Here is a 19717-nt window from a genome sequence, read left to right on the forward strand (position 1 = left end):
ACGCAAAAAACAAGCAGCACACGCACATGGAACAAGAGGCTATTTCCGCCTGCCCTATGACGGAAGTACACACCGCTTGTTCTGCTTTGCCATTGGCTCAACACCGGAAGCTTTCTCTCCTAGTTCAGCCGACATCTCATAGTCAAGACCTTTCTTTTCTTTCTCCGGTCCTGTCGAATGTCGCCACTCGAGATGGAGAGGAAGCTTTCAAGTGAGCAGTAGAAGAGGGAAATTCAGAGCGGTCGCGGTGCTCGTGACACTCGCCACGACCGCCGCGACGGCCTCGGCTTTCACCAGCGCACAGGCGGACGGCACGCACGGGAAGTCCGCGGGCGTCGAGCGGCCCGACCAAAAAGAACCGATCGGTGCAGGTGAGAGCCGCATAGGTCACGTCTCGCACGACCTCGAAGGCCCGTTCAGCCGGCAGCAGGAGCAGCAGCGCGAGGCCGCCCTGCAACAGGTGATATCCGGCGACGCGAGCGTACAGAAGCGCGGCGCGTCCAAGGTCGTCAAGCTCGACGACAAGAAGTACGTCGAACTGGGCCGGGAGAAGACCGACAAGATCTTCGCCATTCTCGTGGAGTTCGGCGACAAGGTCGACAACAGCACGCTGCACGACCCGGACGGCCCGGACGGACCCAAGCCACCGGTGAAGAAGTACGGCGGTGATCCCGGTCCGCTGCACAACAAGATCGCCAAGCCGGACCGCAAGGTCAACAATTCGCGAATCTGGGAGGAGGACTTCAACCGCCAGTACTTCACCGACCTTTACTTCGGTTCCGGCAAGGACAAGAACGGCGCCCCGAAGCACTCGGTGAAGACCTACTACGAGCGGGCGTCCTCGGGCCGCTACTCGGTCGAGGGAACCGTCTCCGACTGGGTCAAGATCGAGTACAACGGGGCCCGCTACGGGTCGAACTACTGCGGCGACAACAACTGCGGCAACGTGTGGGACCTGGTCCGTGACGGCGTGAACGCCTGGGCCGCCGACCAGAAGGCCAAGGGGAAGTCGGACGCAGAGATCAAGGCGGCCGTGGCCGAGTACGACGCCTGGGACCGCTACGACTTCGACGGTGACGGCGAGTTCAACGAGTCCGACGGCTACATCGACCACTTCCAGCTCGTCTACTCGGGCGAGGACGAGTCGTCGGGTGCCATCCAGGGCGAGAACGCCGTGTGGGCCCACCGCTGGTACGCCTACGGCACCGAGGCCGACAGGACCGGCCCGGCGGGCAACAAGGCGGGCGGCACGCAGATCGGCTCGACCGGCATCTGGGTCGGCGACTACACCATGCAGTCGGAGAACGGCGGCCTCGGCGTCTTCGTCCACGAGTACGGCCACGACCTCGGCCTCCCGGACCTGTACGACACCTCCGGCAAGGGCGAGAACGGGACCGGCTTCTGGACCGCGATGTCGCTGGGCTGTCTGCTCGGCACCGGCGAGAACGGCACCGGTGACATGCCCGGCGACCTGACCGCCTGGGACAAGCTCCAGCTGGGCTGGCTGAACTACACCAAGGCCAAGGCGGCGACGGCCTCCACCCACACGCTGGGGGTCGCGGAGTACAACACCAGGCGTCCGCAAGCACTCGTCGTCGACCTGCCCAAGAAGCCGGTCACCACGACCGTCGTGAAGCCCGCCCAGGGCTCCAGGCAGTGGTGGAGCGGCATGGGCGACGACCTCAAGAACACCCTGTCCCGCTCGGTCGACCTGACCGGCAAGGCAAGGGCGTCCCTCGAACTCGCCGGCTGGTGGGACATCGAGGAGGACTACGACTACCTCTACGCCGAGGCGTCGACCGACGGCGGCACCACCTGGACGGCCCTCGACGGTACGGCGGACGGCAAGGCCCTCACCCGCGACGCGGGCGACAAGCCGGCCCTGACCGGCCCGTCGGGCGGCCACAAGAAGCTGGTCTACCCGCTGGACGGCTACGCGGGCAAGAAGATCGACGTCCGCTTCCGCTACCTGACCGACGGCGGTGTGGCCGGCAAGGGCTTCACGGCCGACTCCCTCGCCGTCAGGGCCGACGGCGCGCCGCTGTTCTCGGATGACGCCGAGAACGAGGTCGCCGGCTGGACGGCCAAGGGCTTCTCCCGTATCGGAGACGGCCTGACCAAGGAGTACGAGCAGTACTACATCGCCGAGAACCGCCAGTACGTGTCGTACGACGCCACCCTGAAGGGCGGCCCGTACAACTTCGGCTTCCCGGCTCCCAAGGACAACTGGGCCGAGCGCTTCCCGTACCAGAACGGTCTGCTCATCTGGCAGTGGGACACCTCCCAGAAGGACAACAACACCCACGTCCACCCGGGCGAGGGCCTGATCCTTCCGATCGACGCGAACCCGCAGCCGATGAAGTGGTCCGACGGCACCCTGATGCGCAACCGCATCCAGTCCTTCGACGCGACGTTCAGCACCTCCCGGTACGACGGGATCACGCTGCACAAGGACGGTGTGGTCCAGCGGATCCCGTCGAAGAAGGGCGTCTCCGTCTTCGACGATCACTTCGGGACCTACTGGAACGCCCAGAACCCGACCCACAGCGTCAAGGTGACGGACACGAATACCAGGATCGCGATCAGCCGGCAGCCGGCGAACGGTCAGAGCGTCACGGTGAAGGTCGGTCCGTCGGGCAAGTAGCAGGAGCAGGAGCAGTCATCACCGCGGTCGGAGCGTGATCGGCCGTTGCCCCCGTCGGGCAACGGCCGATCGGCGCGATTAAGTCGCGTATCCGTATCACCCGCGGCCGGATAGGCGAGGTCCTGGCGCGCTCGTAGGTTTCCACCCATCGCCCGGCCCGTGGCGTGTCCTTGGGAGACACGGCGTGGCCCTCATCGTGGCCGGGCGGTACGGAGCCGGATCCGCCGGCATCGGACACGGGCGTGCCACACCACTGGCACGCTCGCCGCCGCTGCGGCTTCCGTCTGTGCTCCCCCCTCCCCCACATGAACCGAGCCTCCCCCGGGAGCCCATCCGCGAAAGGCAGGAACCGTGACCGGTTTCCGACCCCTGCGCATATCCCTGGTGGCCGCCACAGCGGCCACCATCCTCGGCGCGGCGGTGACACCGTCCCTCGCCACGCCCAGCGCCCCGACCGCCCCGGCCGCCCCGCCCGCTTCCGATGCCGTGGCGTCCGTGGCGCCCGAACGCCTCATCGTCGGCTACAAGGCGGAGTCCGGCGCCTCCAGGTCCAACGCCGAAGCGGAGAAGAACGCCAAGGCCACGGCCAAGAAGGCCGGCCTGTCGGCGGACTTCGGCCGCCGCCTGGGCACCGGCGCCGCCCTGATCGACCTCGGGGTCGCACTGGGCAAGAACGACCTCGACGCCGTCATCGCCGCCTTCAAGGCCAACCCCGACGTCGCGTACGTCGTCCCCGACGCCCGCATGTACGCCACCGCCGCCGCCCCGAACGACTCCCTCTACAGCCGGCAGTGGGACCTGTTCGAGTCCGCCGCCGGTATGAACGTGCCCGGCGCGTGGGACAAGGCCACCGGCAAGGGCATCAAGGTCGCGGTCATCGACACCGGTTACGTCGCGCACTCCGACCTCGCCGCCAACATCGTCGACGGCTACGACTTCATCTCCAGCACCAAGACGGCCAACGACGGCGACGGGCGGGACGGCGACGCCGCCGACCCGGGTGACTGGCTCACCCGCGGCGAGTGCGGCACCGACCGCTTCGGCAACCCGGTACCCGCCGGCGACACCGACAGTTCCTGGCACGGCACGCACGTCGCGGGCACCATCGCCGCCGCCACGAACAACGACAAGGGGATCGCGGGCGTCGCCTACGACGCGAAGATCCAGCCCGTGCGCGTCCTGGGCAAGTGCGGCGGCAGCACCGCCGACATCATCGACGCCATCACCTGGGCCTCCGGCGGCACCGTGCAGGGCGTGCCGAACAACCCGACTCCGGCACACGTCATCAACATGAGCCTCGGCGGCGACGGAGCCTGCGACCAGGGCACCCAGAGCGCCATCAACAGCGCCGTCGGCCGCGGCACCACCGTCGTCGTGGCCGCCGGCAACAGCAACGCCAACGCCGGCAACTACACCCCCTCCAGCTGCGACAACGTCATCAGCGTCGCCGCCGGCGACCGCGAGGGCAACCGGGCCCGCTACTCCAACTACGGCGACGCCGTCGACATCACCGCCCCCGGCGGCGAGACGAACGTCCGCCCGGCCGACGGCATCCTGTCGACGGTGGACACCGGAACCCGCGCACCCGCCGGCGAGACCTACAAGGCGTACCAGGGCACCAGCATGGCCGCCCCGCACATCGCCGGCCTCGCCGCCCTGCTGTACGAGGCGAAGCCCGGCATCACCCCCGGCGACGTCGAAACCGCCGTCAAGAACAACGCCCGCGCCCTGCCCGGCTCCTGCGGCGGCGGCTGCGGCGCGGGCCTGGCCGACGCCGCGGCCACCCTCGGCAAGGGCGGTGGCACCGATCCGACCCCCACCCCCACGCCGGGCACGAACGTCTTCACCAACACCGACGACGTCGCCATCCCGGACGCCGGCATCTACTGGACGACCTCCACGATCCAGGTGAGCGGCCGACAGGGCAGCGGCCCCGACAACCTGAAGCTCGCCGTCGACATCAAGCACCCCTACCGCGGCGACCTCACCCTCGAGCTCGTCGCGCCCGACGGCGCCGCCTGGCCTCTGAAGGACGCCACCTACGAGGAGCCCGGGAAGGACCTGATCACCACCTACGCCCTGGACGCCTCCACCGTGCCGGCCAATGGCACCTGGACGCTGCGCGTCGCCGACGCCTACAGCGGCTACACCGGCCACCTCGACTCCTGGAGTCTGACGTTCTGACCCTGCGGACACGCTGACCTCTCGGCGGGGGTTTCTGCCGGCGGCCCCTCCGGGCACCGGCGGGAACCCCCGCTCCACCCTTTTCGACCGGTAGTTACGGAGATCCCATGGTCACGGAGGCGCTCTGGGAAGAGCGACTGGTACGGACGCTGACCCAGGACGGTCACGACCCCCTGCTGGTGTGGGTGGAGGGCGCCGCCGGAACGGGGAAGACGTGGCTCTTGCGACGCCTTGCCCGACACCCTGAGCTCGCGCGGACCCCGCACGTGACGTGGCGGTGCGGCAGAGAGCCCTTCCCTCGACTGCCGACGGACAGCGGGCCGCTTCTCCTTCTGGTGGACGATGCGCAACGGAGCGACACCGAGGGGCAGTCGCGCCTGCGCCACCTGCTGGGGCACCCTCGTTCGGGCCTCGCGACCGTCGTGTCCTACCGCCCCGAAGAGCTGCCCCACCCAGGGCTGCCGCTGGGCCCCCGGCCCGTCCCCTACCCGGCGAACATGGTGGTGGTACGCCACCACGTTCAGCCGTGGACGCTCGAACAGGTGCGCCGGACCGCCGTCGGCGCCCTCGGGGAACACTGCTCGCCCGAGGCCGTGGCACGGCTGCACGAGCGGTCGGGCGGCGTGGCCCAGGTCGTGGCGGACCTGGTCTCGACCCTGCGGGACAGTGGCCCGCGACGCCGTACGGCCGCGGACGTGGACGCCGCCGGAGTGCCGGTGCGCCTGGCGGAGCTCGTCCTGAGCCGCACGGCGGCCCTGACGGCCGATGCCCGCAGGACCGTGTGGGCGGCGGCGGTCCTGGACGAACCGGCCACCGGACGTGAGCTCCTCGCGGTGGCCGGGCTGCCGGACGACCGCGGTGGCCTGGATGCTCTCCACGACGCGGTCGCCGGTGCCGTGCTGGCCAGGGACGGTGAGAGCCGGTACGTCCTCCCCGTCCCGCTGGCGGCCCTCGCCGTACGGGAACGCCTGCCGTGGCCCCTCCAGCAGGACCTGCACGGCCGTGCCGCGGACGTGCTGGCGCGGCGGCGCCTGGTGCCGTGGCCGGCCCTGGCCCGGCACCGCAGGGCCTGCCACCGGGTGCGGGGATGGCTGCGCGCGGTCGAACAGGCCGCGCGGGAGGCCGCCGACGCCAGTCGGCACCAGGAGGCGGCGACCCTGCTGGAGCAGACCCTGGCCTCCGAGCTCGTGCCGCGACAGGACCGGGCCCGGCTGGCCCTGATGCTGGCGCGCAGCGCGGTGATGGGCCTGGGGGTGGAGCAGTCGGTGCACGTGCTCTCCCAGATGGTCGCCCACGACACACTGCCCGCCGTCGTGCGCGGGGAGATACGGCTCGCTCTGGGGCTGCTGCTGCGCAACCAGGTGGTGTGGGGGGACCGCGGCTGGGTGGAACTGCAACGAGCCGCCCACGAACTGCGCGGCCCGAAGCCCGACCGGGCGGCCCGGGCGATGGTCGCGCTCGCGGTGCCTTCACCCGCCGACCACCACACCTTGGCGACCCACCGCGCCTGGATGGCACGCGCCGAGGACGCCGCGGCCGCGAGCGGTGACGAGGTGGCGGGCGCGTTCGTCGCGTACACCCACGCCGTACTCGACCTGACCTGTGGCGACCCGCGGGGCTGGGAGCGGATGAGGACGCTCCCTCCGGACCGTCCGGAGATCCGTGGTCAGCGCGCCCAGGGACTGTGCAACCTGGCCGACGCCGCGATGTGGCTGGGCTACCACCAGCGGGTGGAGCCGCTGCTGTCCGAGGGCAGGGAGCTCGCCGCCCGGAGCGGGGACACCTTCCTCGAGCAGGCGGGCCGCGCCACCGGGCTGGTGCTGCGCTGGCGCACGGGGCGGTGGGAGGGGCTGGCCGAGATGTGCGAGTCCTTCACCGCCGAGAACACCCAGCAGGCACGGTTCCGCGAAGAGATCCGCATGGTGCTCGGCCTTCTCGCCGTGGCCCGTGGCCGATGGGAGCGGGCGGACTCCCTGCTCTCCGGGGAGGAGGGAACCGTCCCTGACCAGGAGCACGAGATGGCCATGGCCGGCGCGCTGGTGCGCCTCGCGCTCGCCCGCCGGGATCTGCCGGCCGCCGCGCAGCGGGCTCGTACGGCCTGGAGGAGGATGGCGGCCAAGGAGATCTGGGTGCGGGCGGCGGATCTGGCCCCCTGGGCCGTGGAAGCGGTGGCCCTGGTGGACGGGGTGCGGGCGGCGCGGGAGATGGTGGCCGCGCTGGAGGCCGGACTCGAGGGACGGGACGCCCCCGCCGCCTCGGCCTCGCTCACCTGGGCGGAGGCCGTACTCACCGAATGCGACGGCAGGCCCCATGACGCCGAGCGGCTGTACCGGGAAGCCGCCGCCTCGTACGCGGCCATGCCCCACCCCTATGCCCACGCGCAGACCGTGGAAGGCGCCGGCCGGTGCGCTCTGCGGGCAGCCACGGCCGCCGGCGCGGGCCTGGACGATCCGGCCGTCACCGCGGCTGTCCGCGAAGTGGACGCCTGTGTGCAGCAGTACACCGAGCTCGGCGCCACCTGGGACACCGCCCGGGCACGGGCGGTGCTGCGGGCCCACCGGCCCGAGAAGCGACGCGCGCGAGGACGGCCCGCCTACAAGAACGAGCTCTCACCACGCGAGCGGGAGGTCGCGCAGCTCGCGGGCGCGGGCCTGACGAACCGCGAGATCGCGCACACCCTCCACCTCTCCCCCCGCACCGTCGAACAGCACGTCGCCCGCGCCCTGCGCAAGCTCGGCGCCGAATCGCGGCGCGCCCTGGCGGGGCGCTGACGCGGCAACCGGGAGTACGGGCCGTACTCGCCACCCGGCAGGTACGGCCCGACGAACTCCCGCTCTGTGGCGAGGGTGATCCCTACAGATCGACCACGACGCGTTACGCGCCCTGCTCCGCGGTCTCCACGTGCGGCTTCAGCACGTTCGACCAGCCCCGTCGCAGGTGCTGGTACTCCTCCTCCGACCACGCCGATCGGTCCCGCGACAGGAGTGCGCCGTCGACCAGGTGCTCCCAGCGCTCGGGGTCAGCGCCGTAGAGGTAGGACCGGTAGGCCGCCGACCGCAAGGGGTAGGGCGGGTGGGTGGCCGAGAAGTCGGTCTTCTCGGGCCTCGGCGCCATGAGGGTCATGTTCTCCGCCGAGGCGAGCAGTGCCTCCTGCCCCGTGGCCCCTTGCGGAATGAGCTGGTAGGCGGCGAACTGGTCGCACACCTGCTCCTCCAGGCCGGTGAACGGCAGCTTCAGCTTGTCGATCAGGGCGTGCGCCGCCTCGTGGTAGAGGGTTTCGGTGAGTACGCCGGAGGTCTTCTTCGCCACGTTCTCGTCGCCGTCCTTCTCGAACAGGTCGCGCACCTCGGCGACGTACTCGTAGCACACCTCGATCTTCGACTGCTTGGCGATGTAGCCGACGTCGGTGTGGCCGCAGGACGTTCCGGTCAGCTTGATGGTCGCCGGGATGACCAGCTGCCGGTTCAGATCCTTCGCCACCCCTTCGAGCAGCCGGCGATCCTCCAGGAACTCCTGCTCGTCGACGTCTTCGGCATCGGCCTCCTCGTAGGTGGAGACGAAACCCACGTCGTCCGCGGCGGTCTCCGCCAGAGCGACGGGCGCGGACGCCTCCGCGACCGGAAGCCCGGAGTGCGGCAGGAACGCGAGGAGAACCGCCCCCACGACCACCCCCGCACACACCCCGCCGCCTCGCGGGCGCCTCCGCCCTCGGGCACCCGTACCACCTGTCGACGCACTTGAATTTTCCACGGCTCGCTCCGTTCCCGCGGCAACGATTGGTCCGTGCAGAGTGCGCGTCTTCACCCGCCCGGACAATCAGCGCCACGACAGATACGGATACGCGAGTAAGTCGTCGCCCGTGCGACGGCGCGGGCCCTCAGTCGCCGGTGGGCAGGCGCAGGGTGAAGCGGGCTCCGCCGCGTTCACCGCGGTCGGCGACGAGGCTCCCGCCGTGTGCGTGGGCGACCCACGAGGTGATGGAGAGCCCCAGGCCCGTCGACCCCGACCCGCTGCGGAACCGTTCGAAGAGCGCGCCCGCCACCTCCGGCGGCAGCCCCGGGCCGGCGTCGTCGACCGTCACCGTGCCGTCGCGGGCGACGGTGACCAGCACGTCGGCCGGCACACCCGGCGCGTGACCGTGGGCGAGCGCGTTGCCCAGCAGGTTCGCCACCGCCCGGCGCACCAGGTCCGGATCGGCGGCCAGCACGGCCTCCTCGGTGCGTACCGTCACCCGGTGTCCCTCCGCCGGGGTGTCCGCGACGACCGCCTCCACCAGTTGGTCCAGCCGCAGTCGTTCCCGCGCGATCGTCTCCGTACCGGACATGAGCCGTGCCCGGGTGAGCAGTCCGTCGACGAGACGGCCCATGCCCTCCGCCACCCGCAGGGTGCGCCGCAGCACCTCGGTGCTGTCCGTGTCCCCCCGCAACGCCGTCTCGGCGAGCGCCCGCACCGAGGCCGCCGGTGTCCGCAGGTCGTGGGCGGCGTCCGCGAGGAACTCCTCCTGTCGTCTCAGCGCTGTCAGGGCCGGGCGGATCGCCCACCCGGACAGCAGGTGGCCGACCGCCGCCGACAGGAGCACCAGGACGGCGCATCCGCCGGTGACCACCCACCTCAGACGGTTGTGGTCCGCCCGCTCGGCGGACGATCCGGACACGGTGACCAACACCCCCGCCGGCCCCTCGCCCTCCTCCGCGTCGGGTGCGTAGAACGGCAGGGCGAACACCCTCGCCGGTTCCCCGTCCGTCGTCCATCGGTCGAACCCCCTGGCCTCCTCGGAACGCACGACGGCCCGGGACACCTCCTGGACGACGGAGGGACTCACGTCCAGGCACGGCCGGCGCGGCGCCTCATGGACGACCAGGTCCGCCTTCGGGGCGGGTGGCACGACGAGCACAGTCATCGGCGGGCAGTCGGTGTCGATCGTGTCGACGAGCACGTCGGTGTTCAGCCGCCCGTCCGGCTCCGTCTCCAGCAGGCCGAGTGCCCAGCTGGTGTCGGCGTCCATCGAGTGGTCGAGCTGCTCCCGCCACCGCGCGTCGTCACTGCGTACCGCCAGGACGGCCATCGCGACGAGGCCCACGGCGCTGGTCAGCGCGAACAGCGCGGTGATCCGCCGGCGCAGGCGCCGCACCCGCCCGGTGGGAGTGAGCTCGCGTGACCTCCGGAACAGGCGAGGCATGACCCTCACCGCGGGGCCTCGGACGCCAGCCGGTAGCCGACCCCGCGGACGGTGTGGATCAGCGGAGGGTCTCCGAGCTTGCGGCGGAGCTGGGAGATGAGCACCTCCAGGACGTTGGACTGGGGCTCGGCCATCTCGTCCCAGCAGCTCTCGATCAGCTCGCCGCGTGGCACCGCCTGCTCGGAGCGCGCGGCCAGCACCTCCAGGACGGCGAACTCCCTGCTGGTGAGCGTGAGCAGCACGCCGCCCCGGCGGACGTACCGACGGGCCGTGTCGATCTCCAGGTCCCCGACCGTGTGGACCGGCGGCCGTACGGCCGTGGCGCGGCGACACAGGCTGCGTACCCTGGCGACCAGCTCGGGTACGGCGAACGGCTTGACCAGATAGTCGTCCCCACCGCTCGCGAAGCCCTCCACGCGGTCGGCCACGGTGTCCCGCGCGGTCAGGAACAGCACGGGCACGTCCCGGCCGGCGCGCCGCAGCCTCTCCACGTAGGCGGCCGCGTCACCGGAGGGCAGCATCCGGTCGAGAACGGCGCAGTCGTAGGAGGTGACGAACAGCATCTCGTCCGCCTGGGGAAGATCACCGGCCTCGTCCACCGCGAGACCGGCGGCCCTCAGGGCCGCGACCACCCCGAAGCGCAGATTCTCGTCGTCCTCGACCACCAGTACTCGCACACGCGTCACCATAGCCTCGGCATGGGGGGACGGCCTTGCCGCACCCTCACCCGTCCTCGTCCGTGCCGGTGTCGGGGTCCGTGTCGGTGTCGGGGGACGTGCCGGTGTCGGGGTCCGTGTCGTACGAGTAGTACGACGTGTGGTCGAGCATGTCGACGGGCCGCACGGTGTTCCACGGGCGCATGCGGTCGTGGAGGCTGACGACGTCCGCCGTCGGGCGCAGGGGGAGATAGGTCGACTCGGGGTGGAGCCGCTGCCAGTCCGCCCAGAGCTTGTCGATGAAGCAGTGGTGAAGCCAGAAGACGGGATCGTTGGGAGAGGTGCCGCTGACCATGTTGCCACCCACCCACGTATGGACGCGGTTGTGCAGGTTGGCCCCGACCCAGCCCTCCAGGCGGTTACGGAAGCCCTGCGACCTGCTGTTCCACGGCCGCTGGTCGTACGTCGCCAGGGCGAGGACGGAATCCACCTCCCGCCTGGTGGGCAGTGTCCGGCCGCGGGCGCCCATCGAGCGGCGCAGAGAGGTCCACGTGTCCACCCGGTCGGTGATGTTCCACGCCCCGCGGTCTCCGGCGAAGGCGCCGTTCGTGACCTGTCCGTCCTCGGCCCGCCCGTCGCCGCCGAGGAAGTCCTCGCCCCACAGGCTCGCCTCTGGGGAGCGGTCGTCCGTCCAGTCCCAGTAGGGCAGGAAGACCGAGGGGGCGACGCGCTGGAGCTCGCGCTCGAACTCTATGAGGAAGTAGCGGTGCCAGGGCAGGAAGGACGGGCTTCGGTGGGCCACGCGCGGCCCGAAGTCGGAGTCGCTCATGACGAACTCGTCGTGCGTGCGGACGAACCTGTCGTACACGCCCTGGCGCTTGAGTTCGAGCAGGGCGTCGACGAAGGCGGTCTTCTCGGCGGCGGTGAGCGTCGCCTGGTTCTTGCGCATGGAGTGTCTCTTCTCGTCTCGGGGTCTCGTGCGGATCAGTCGAGGGGTACGAGCTGCGCGCCGTCGAGTTCGTCGACGGCCGCGCGGGCGACGTCGCGGGGGGTGTCGAAGGTGGAGTAGTGGTTGACGACACTCACCCAGGACCCGTCGGCGTTCCGCATCACATGCAGGTCCTTGCCGTCGATGCGTACCTCGATCCGGGGGCCGGGGCCTGTGGCGTGGTGCCCGTTATGCCCGTTCTGCCCTTGCTGCCCGTGCTGCCCGTGGCTCTCTTGGCCGGCGTCGCGGATCGTACGGACCTGGATGCGGCGCCCTTGGTAGATCTCGTCGACGTGCGTCGGGTCTCCGGAGGCGTGGTGGTCGTGCGCGGAGGACGACTCGTCGCCGGACTGTCGCGCGACGGCCAGCGGAGCGGCCACGGCCGCCCCGGTGACCGTCACAACCGCGCCCACCAGGAAACGGCGACGTGTCTTGGCCGCGGCGTGGTGGCCGCGGGAACTTCGGGTCATGGCAGGGCCTTTCGTGAAGGGGAGGGGTGCACGCGCAGAGATCTTGGACGAGGGAACGTGAGGAATTGATGAAGGCCGACCCGGCGAAGGAGCAAGGCGGCCCCGGTGGGGCCGCGTTGGGGGGCCGTGCGGACGCAGAGCGACGCCGGGCACCGCAACGGGTGCCCGGCGTCGACTCACGGAGTCATGGGGTCAGGAGGTGTCAGGGGTTCAGGACGTCGACAGGGAGGTGTCGTCGACCAGGAAGGAGGTCTTGAGGCTGGCGTCCTCCTGGCCGGTGAACCGCAGGGTGACGCTCTGACCCCGGTAGGCGCTCAGGTCGAAGTTCTTCCTGAGCCAGGTCGTGCCCCGGTTCTGGTTGGAGTAGGTGGCGAGGGTGGAGAGCACCGCGCCGGAGTCGTCGAGGACCTGCACCCTCAGGGTGTCGTAGGCGCCTGTGCCGGTCTCGTCGGACATGACCCGCAGCCAGAACCGCAGATTGGCCCGGGTGGCCGCCTGCGGAATGGTCACCCGCTGGGAGAGGGTGTCGGTACGGGCGGAGCCGTGCCCGCCGAGCCACGCCTTCCACGCGCCGGTGCGGCCGGGGGTACCCGTGGTGTTGTCGATGACGCCGTTGCTCGCCGTCCAGGCGGTGTTGCCCGACTCGAAGCCGCGGTTGGCGAGCTGCTGGAAGCCGTCAGCGGCATCGACGGCCTCGACGGCGTCGACCAGTCCCGCGCCGCAGCCGTCGGTGCACGTGCCCGCCAGCGGGCGCACGGTCTCCTTGAGGAGGGATTCCATCAGCGCGGGCGTCAGGTCGGCGTTCTCGCCGCGCATGAGCGCGACGACGCCGGCGACGTGCGGGGCGGCCATGCTGGTGCCCTGGGAGAAGGCGTAGGTGGCGGCGCCGGGCGTGGTGGTGCCGGTGTTGTAGGTGGACAGGATCGTGTTCTGCTCGTTGAGCGACGTCACCCGGAACGTCTGGGAGAGGGTGTCCGTGCGGGCGGTGGCCGTCCCGCCGAGCCATGCCTTCCACGCGCCGGTGCGGGCGGCGGCCGCTCTGTCGTTGTCGATGATGCCGTTGCTCGCCGTCCAGTCGGTGTTGCCGGACTCGAAGCCCCCGTTGGACAGCACGTTCGCCGTGCGGCCGTCGCTGATCGCCACGTCGTCGATCAGGAAGCTGGTCGCCAGCGTGCCGTTCTCGGTACTGGTGAACCGGAGGCTCACGTCCTGCCCGACGCGCGAGGCCAGGTCTCTGTTGAGCTCGATCTTCTTGCGGACGTAGGCCGTGTTGGCGTTGAGGTTGGAGTGGGTGGCCAGGGTCCGGATCCGGGTGCCGGCGGAGTCGACGAGGTCCACCCGCAGGGTGTCGTTGGCGATCTGCTCCGTCTCGTCGGACCTGACCCGCAGCCAGTACGTGAGGGTCTTGTCGTCGGTCTCGCCGCCGGGGGCGGCGACGTCGACGGAGGCGCCGTAGTTGGAGTACCCGGCCCGGTTGCCCTGGCGGTCGGCGGCGGCCACCGTGATCACGTTGGCACAGTTGGCGGGGCTGTGGTTGACGGCCGCGTCGTTCTCGTTGCCGGCGGCGACGACGACCGTGGTGCCGCGGCTCACCGCGCTGTTGATGGCGTTCTGGTACGTGGCGCCGCACGCGCCCGGCCCGCCGAGGCTCATGTTGATCACTCTGGCGGGCGTGGGGTTGTCCGGTATGCCCTGGATGCTGCCGCCCGAGGCCCAGATGATCGCGTCCGTGATGTCGGAGGTGGTGCCGCCGCACCGGCCCAGCGCACGGAGGTGCTGGATGCGGGCGTTACGGGCCACTCCGGCCACGCCCTGGCGGTTGTCGGAGACCGCCGCGATCGTGCCGGCCACGTGGGTGCCGTGCCAGGAGGAGTCCGAGGCGTACGACGGTTCCGGGTTCCCGTGCTCGTCGGTGCCGCAGGCCCCGATAGCGGTCCAGTCGCCCTGGTCGGTCGGGTCGTTGTCGCGGCCGTTGCCGTCGCGGGCTTCGGCGGCGCTGCTGACGAAGTCGTAGCCGGCGACCGTGTTTCCGTCCAGGTCCGGGTGCGCGGTACCACCGGTGTCGAGCACCGCGACCGTCACGCCGGTGCCGTCGGCCCGGTCCCACGCGGTGGGCGCGTTGAGTCCGGCCGCCCTCTCCGAGTAGTGCCACTGCTCCGCGTAGCGGGTGTCGTTGGGGGTCAGCGTCGCGTGCATCCGGATGTCGGGTTCCACGTACTCGACGTCGCCGCGCGCGGCCAGGGAGCGCAGCAGCCCCTCCGCACCCCCCTCGTCCAGCTTGCGGTCGGTACGGAACACCACGCCGGCGCCCGCCGCGGGACGCAACTCGGCGGCGTCGACACCGAGCTTCGCCCCCGTTTCCCGCAGCGCCTTGGCCCGCTCGGCTTTCTGGTGACCCGCCGGCGAGGTGCCGCGGAACTTGACGATGAACTGGTCGTACAGCTCGCCGTCCCGCAGCGCGTCGAGCTGCGCGCGCCCCGGCCGCGGGGCAGGCTCGGCGGAGGCGCCGGACGCGCCGGACGGAACGGCCAGGGCTGCGCCGCCGACGGCGACAGCGACGACCAGGGCTCTGGTGATCGCGACGCGTGTACGGCGTCGCACGGATCTTGATGGCATGGAGTGACCTCTTACGGCTCGGGTGAAGACGTTCGATCAGTCGGCACCGACGCGAAACTGACGCCGGCCCACGACACCGGAACCGGCCAGTGGGCAAGCGCCACGCGCGCCCGCCACTGCCCCGGGGTGCCACGGGAGTCCCGCCCGCGGCGTTCCTCCGGCACCCCCTCAGGCCCCGATGCGACGATCACTGTGGGCCGAAGAGCCGCCCATGGCCATCAGGGAAGCGGAATCACGGATACGGAAAGAAGACGGTCCCTGAGGTGAACTCGCGATGTCGTGCCGCTGGTCAAGGCGTGCTGAGGGGCGGCTGTCGGGGGCGGTGTAGGGGGGTGGCAGGGGGGTAAGCGCCTGCGGTCACCCTGAACTACCTGCGGGGAACGGAGGAGCCATGGTGCCCGCCGGACTCTTCCCGGACCCACGTGCGCCAGACGTGCCGCGTGTTCGGTACCTCGGGACGATCGAGAAGCCAGAGGACGTATCCGGCGTGAAGTCGTGCCCATGGGTTGTCCGAGGCGGCGGCCGCACCGAGCCTGCGGCGGAGATCCTCACCGTCGACCGCTCGTGCCACACGAACGTACTCGCGGTCCTTGCAGCGGTAGGCCCGCTGGACGACGACCTCGACGAGCTCGACGAGCTTCGCCCTGGTCGGCTGGTCATGGTCATGGTCGGCGACAGCCATGCAGCGGATGAGCGACTCCTTCGTGCCCCACGCCTTCGCATGCGCGGTCCACTCGCGGGGAAACCGCGCCTCCCACTCCAGAAAGAGAAGCGCATAGGGCAGACTCGGCCCGCGGGCGCCCTCGCCCACCCACAGCCCTTCGGGCAGGGAATGGCCACACATCTCTGCGTACACCTCGCGCGCCCGCCTGAACGCCGGATCCCGGTACTGCTCCTCCAGCCCCAGCGACCGCGTGAGATGCCACAACTCGTTCGATCGGCCGAGAGCCACCCGGACATTCCTCCGGGCCCCATCCAGATGCGCGAGTGCCGCCTCTCGCTCAGCGGGACCGTCCGCTACGAGGCCAAACGCCCAGCCCAACCGCGCACGCCAGGCATCAGCACCGTCACCACCCGGCCCCGCGCCCGCCCCCGCCGCCATGCCGTTCGTCATACCGGGAATCATCTCCCACGCCGCCAGGAGCACGAACCACCGCACAAGACGAGGGATTCAGCGTTCGTGGGAAGCGGGCTTCTCGGCCCACGGCTCTGCCCGGCATCATGACGAAGGCCCTCGCATTCCTCTCCGCCACCGCTGTGATCGCTATCATCGGTTCGGGATCCGGTGCTCAGGCCGTCCAAGACCAATCCGAGGACGAACGCTCCGGTCACAGCAATGTCTTCACAGCAATGTCTTGGCCAACGCCCACCAGTACGCCGAGGAGAACGGCGTCTACCAGACCGGTGGCACGTCGGAGGCGGTGCGACTCGCATGCGCGAACTGACAGGGTTCTCACACCTCGGGTTCGGATGGCTGACAGAGCCGGAAGGATGGCCGGCTGCCGGTTCCGGGGCCGTATGGATGTCCGCCACGCAGACTCCCCTCGGCATCGAGACGCTCATCGGATCGTTCGTCCCCGCGCACGAGGACCGGGCACCTGACCCCGTCCAGGTCGCCGCCGGCCACGGCAAACGCCGACACCACGTCACCGCCGACGAACTGACCGGAGACGCCGGGCCCGGCGTACCGCGTCTGTCGTACCTGATCCTCCCGGCCGACGCCGCAGACGGGCCGGCCGGCACATGGGACCTCGAAGTCGTCCTGCCAGGCCAGAAACACACCTACACGCAGCAGCTCAAAGCGCTCCAAGGCCCAGCGGCCAACCTCGCCATGCCCTTCCCGCCCGCCGTCGTGTACGAGGACACGGAGTGGATCGTGTGGCACAACGGGGTCATCACCTCCCCGCACGGCACACACATCGTCGCCACCGCGGCCCAGCGCCCCGGAGCGCCACCTTTCACCGACCCATGGCCACGACAACCGGTACGAGCCCTGTTCACCCACCCAAACGGAACACCAGTCCCCGACGAAACAGGACGCACCGACCCCGTACCGGCCTTCAACGCCTACACAGCCCTCACCCACACCACCACAACCACCCCCACCACCCCCGTCATCATCCTCAACGACCCCACCCACAACACGCCCCTCCGCATCCCCCTCCCCCACCTCTGAACCCCGGCGCCCGAACACGCCGACACCACCACGGAGCAATCACAGGCGAACTTCCGGGAATCGGAACCACCCCAACGAACCAGGAGCAGACCAGGACCGCCGTCCTGCACCGACGGATCAACCCCACGCGAGCGGGGCGCAGTTACAGGGCACGCTCGCCGGCACCGACTCGCGGGGGGGGCGCATCCCCGCCCGACCGCGGAACAGACGACCCCGTCCTTGCAAGCCCAGCCGGTCTGGGCACCTCCCCGCACCTCCGGGGATCGGCGGCTACCTCGCCGCCCACCCTCCAGGCGCTGGCGTACTCCCCAGGCCGGGCCGACGACCGACGGCGTCCGCGCTCCAGAGGTCCGGGGGGGCAGGTCATGACGTGTTCAAGTCGATCCCCTATCGTCTGCGCGAACCACAGGACACATACCCTGAGGCGAGGAACTACAGGGAGCAACGACGGTGAGCAGCATCCCCACACCCACACCCCCACCCGCCCACGGGGTGCCGGACAGACTCCAGCGGCGCCTGGGGGTGTCGGACGCGGTGGTGATCGGCCTCGGGGCGATGATCGGCGCCGGGATCTTCGCCTCCCTGGCCCCCGCAGCGGCCACCGCGGGCTCCGGCCTGCTGATCGGCCTCGCGCTCGCCGCCCTCGTCGCCTACTGCAACGCCACCTCCTCCGCCCGCCTCGCCGCCCTCTACCCAGCCTCGGGTGGCACCTACGTCTACGGCCGCGAACGCCTGGGCACCTTCTGGGGATACCTGGCCGGCTGGGCGTTCGTCGTCGGCAAGACCGCCTCGTGCGCGGCCATGGCCCTGACCGTCGGCACCTATATCTGGCCCGGTCATGCCCACGCCCTCGCGGTCGCCGCCGTGGTGGCACTGACCGCGGTCAACTACGCCGGGGTGCAGAAGTCCGCCCTACTGACCCGCATCATCGTGGCCGTCGTCCTCGCCGTCCTCGCCGCCCTCATCGTCGCCGCACTCACCTCCGGCGCCATCGACACCGCCCGCCTCGAAGTCGGGTCGGACGCGACGTTCGGCGGGGTTCTCCAGGCGGCCGGTCTGCTGTTCTTCGCGTTCGCCGGCTACGCCCGAGTCGCCACCCTCGGCGAGGAAGTCCGCGACCCGGCCCGCACCATCCCCCGCGCCATCCCGCTCGCCCTCGGCATCACCCTCGCCGTCTACGCGGCCGTCGCCGTCGCCGTCCTGCTCGTCCTGGGCCCGGACGGCCTGGCCGCCTCGACGGCTCCACTCACGGACGCCGCCCGGGCCGCCGGTGCCGACTGGCTCGTCCCGGTCGTGCGCGTCGGCGCTGCCGTGGCCGCCCTCGGATCCCTGCTCGCACTGATCCTCGGCGTCTCCCGCACCACCCTGGCCATGGCCCGCGACCACCACCTCCCGCACGCCCTGGCCGCGGTGCACCCCAGGTTCAAGGTCCCCCACCGGGCCGAACTCCTCATCGGAGCCGTCGTGGCCACCGCGGCCGCGACCACCGACGTCCGCGGCGCGATCGGGTTCTCCTCCTTCGGCGTCCTGGCCTACTACGCCATCGCCAACGCCTCCGCCTGGACCCTCTCCCCGGACGAGAACCGCCCGCCCCGGATCGTCCCCGTCATCGGCCTGGCAGGCTGCCTCATCCTGGCCTTCGCCCTCCCCTCCACCTCGGTCATCACCGGCGCCGCCGTTCTCGCGATCGGCGCCGCCGTCTTCGCTCTGCGCCGCGTACGCGCCCTGTGATGCCGTCCTCGTACAAGCGGTGATTTCATGCGAGCAAGATCGAAATCAACAGCGAGTCACCGGAGCCCGCCGATCCCGGATGCGCGCACGCCTGTGTCTTCGTGGCCGCGTGCCCTGACCTACGCCGCCGTGGTGCGGAACGTGCTGGGGCTGAGGCCCTTGTGGCGTTTGAAGGCGGTGCTGAAGCCGAAGGCGTCGGCGTAGCCGACGGTCCTGGCGATCTTGGCGATGCTGAGATCGGTATCGGCCAGGAGTGCCGCGGCGTCGTCCATGCGGCACTCGGTGAGGTAGGCGAGGGGCGGACGCCCCATCAGCTCGGTGAAGCGCCGGGCGAACAGTGCCCGGGAGACACCCGCTTGAGCGGCGAGCGACGCGACCGTCCAGCTGTCGCCGGGCTGCCTGTGGAAAGCGTGCAGGGCGGGAGCGAGGACCGGGTCGGCGAGGCCGCGGTACCAGGCGGGCGCGCCGGTGCCCGCCCGGTCGAACCAGGTGCGCAGCGTGCATACCAGGGCCCAGTCGAGGAGCCGGTCCATCAGCGCCTGTGAACCGGCGGAGAGCCGGGCGGCGTCGGCGGCGGAGTTCTCCAGCCAGGCGCAGACCTCGGCGTCCTCGGCGACGACCAGGACGGGCGGCAGGGCGCGCAGGAGCCGTTCGTGGCGGTGCCCCGAGGCGCGGTAGGCGCCCACGATCAGCGCGGTCGCCGCCTCCGGGCCGGTGCCCCAGTGGATGCCGTCGAGTTCCTGGTCGGCGCACGCGGCGTCCGCGGTGAAGCAGTGGATCTCGTACGCGGTGTGGGGACGGGTGACAGTGGCAGGCTCGTCCGCGAGGCGGAACCGCGCGGGGCCCCGGACGATGGCCGTGTCGCCCGCGCCGATGGCTCGCTCGGTCCCATCGGACAGCAGCAGCGTGCCGCCCCCGCGCAGCACGCTGATCATGGTGAGCGGTGCGGCGTCGGCGAAGGTGATGCTCCAGGGTGCCGTCAGGACGGCATGGCTGACGACCGAGCCCTCGGCCCGGATGCCGCTCAGTAATGAACTCAGAGGATCCACAGCACAACTGTAGACGATCTCCTA

13 protein-coding genes are annotated in these 19717 nt (G+C 70.8%); 5 read left to right on the plus strand and 8 right to left on the minus strand.

From position 1 onward, the window contains the following. Positions 1-211 precede the first annotated feature (211 nt). The 3 genes from ACFXMG_RS01035 to ACFXMG_RS01045 all read left to right on the plus strand — a co-directional run bounded on the left by ACFXMG_RS01035 (position 212) and on the right by ACFXMG_RS01045 (position 7599). The gene (locus tag ACFXMG_RS01035) at positions 212-2644 is read left to right on the plus strand and encodes an immune inhibitor A domain-containing protein (protein ID WP_383813523.1); all 2433 of its coding nucleotides are present in this window, start codon (positions 212-214) and stop codon (positions 2642-2644) included. A 351-nt stretch (positions 2645-2995) separates the two neighbouring features. Further along, entirely contained in the window at positions 2996-4828 is a 1833-nt protein-coding gene (locus tag ACFXMG_RS01040; protein WP_383813525.1) for a S8 family serine peptidase, read from the plus strand. A 335-nt stretch (positions 4829-5163) separates the two neighbouring features. After that, positions 5164-7599 carry a LuxR C-terminal-related transcriptional regulator gene (locus ACFXMG_RS01045; protein ID WP_383813526.1) on the plus strand — a complete coding sequence of 812 codons (2436 nt, stop codon included), beginning with the start codon at positions 5164-5166 and terminating at the stop codon, positions 7597-7599. A 103-nt stretch (positions 7600-7702) separates the two neighbouring features. On the opposite strand, the gene ACFXMG_RS01050 is transcribed toward ACFXMG_RS01045, so the two are convergent. From ACFXMG_RS01050 to ACFXMG_RS01080, 7 genes are all read right to left on the minus strand, one after another. Continuing rightward, entirely contained in the window at positions 7703-8491 is a 789-nt protein-coding gene (locus tag ACFXMG_RS01050; RefSeq protein ID WP_383813528.1) for a DUF4344 domain-containing metallopeptidase, read from the minus strand. A 214-nt stretch (positions 8492-8705) separates the two neighbouring features. Beyond that, on the minus strand, positions 8706-10007 hold the full coding sequence (locus ACFXMG_RS01055; RefSeq protein WP_383813530.1) for a sensor histidine kinase: 1302 nt from the start codon (positions 10005-10007) through the stop codon (positions 8706-8708). A 5-nt stretch (positions 10008-10012) separates the two neighbouring features. Further along, positions 10013-10684, minus strand: coding sequence for a response regulator transcription factor (locus tag ACFXMG_RS01060; RefSeq protein ID WP_383813532.1), 672 nt, complete (start codon positions 10682-10684; stop codon positions 10013-10015). Positions 10685-10730: 46 nt separating this feature from the next. Continuing rightward, positions 10731-11612: a tyrosinase family protein gene (locus ACFXMG_RS01065; RefSeq protein ID WP_383813534.1), complete on the minus strand. Its 882-nt coding sequence runs from the start codon at positions 11610-11612 to the stop codon at positions 10731-10733. A 35-nt stretch (positions 11613-11647) separates the two neighbouring features. After that, positions 11648-12121, minus strand: coding sequence for a tyrosinase family oxidase copper chaperone (locus ACFXMG_RS01070; RefSeq protein ID WP_383813535.1), 474 nt, complete (start codon positions 12119-12121; stop codon positions 11648-11650). A gap of 210 nt (positions 12122-12331) precedes the next feature. Next, positions 12332-14722, minus strand: a complete 2391-nt coding sequence (locus ACFXMG_RS01075) for a S8 family serine peptidase (RefSeq protein WP_383813537.1) — start codon at positions 14720-14722, stop codon at positions 12332-12334. Between the two features lie 382 nt (positions 14723-15104). Next, entirely contained in the window at positions 15105-15851 is a 747-nt protein-coding gene (locus ACFXMG_RS01080; protein WP_383813539.1) for a hypothetical protein, read from the minus strand. A gap of 408 nt (positions 15852-16259) precedes the next feature. Between ACFXMG_RS01080 and ACFXMG_RS01085 the strand changes: the two genes are divergently transcribed. Together ACFXMG_RS01085 and ACFXMG_RS01090 are read left to right on the plus strand one after the other, a co-directional pair. Continuing rightward, entirely contained in the window at positions 16260-16913 is a 654-nt protein-coding gene (locus ACFXMG_RS01085; protein ID WP_383813541.1) for a hypothetical protein, read from the plus strand. Positions 16914-17435: 522 nt separating this feature from the next. Further along, positions 17436-18644, plus strand: coding sequence for an APC family permease (locus tag ACFXMG_RS01090; protein ID WP_383813948.1), 1209 nt, complete (start codon positions 17436-17438; stop codon positions 18642-18644). A 119-nt stretch (positions 18645-18763) separates the two neighbouring features. On the opposite strand, the gene ACFXMG_RS01095 is transcribed toward ACFXMG_RS01090, so the two are convergent. Next, entirely contained in the window at positions 18764-19693 is a 930-nt protein-coding gene (locus ACFXMG_RS01095) for an AraC family transcriptional regulator (protein ID WP_383813543.1), read from the minus strand. Positions 19694-19717: the final 24 nt, after the last annotated feature.

It is taken from the genome of Streptomyces sp. NPDC059201, assembly GCF_042754585.1.
Taxonomy (GTDB): Bacteria; Actinomycetota; Actinomycetes; order Streptomycetales; family Streptomycetaceae; genus Streptomyces.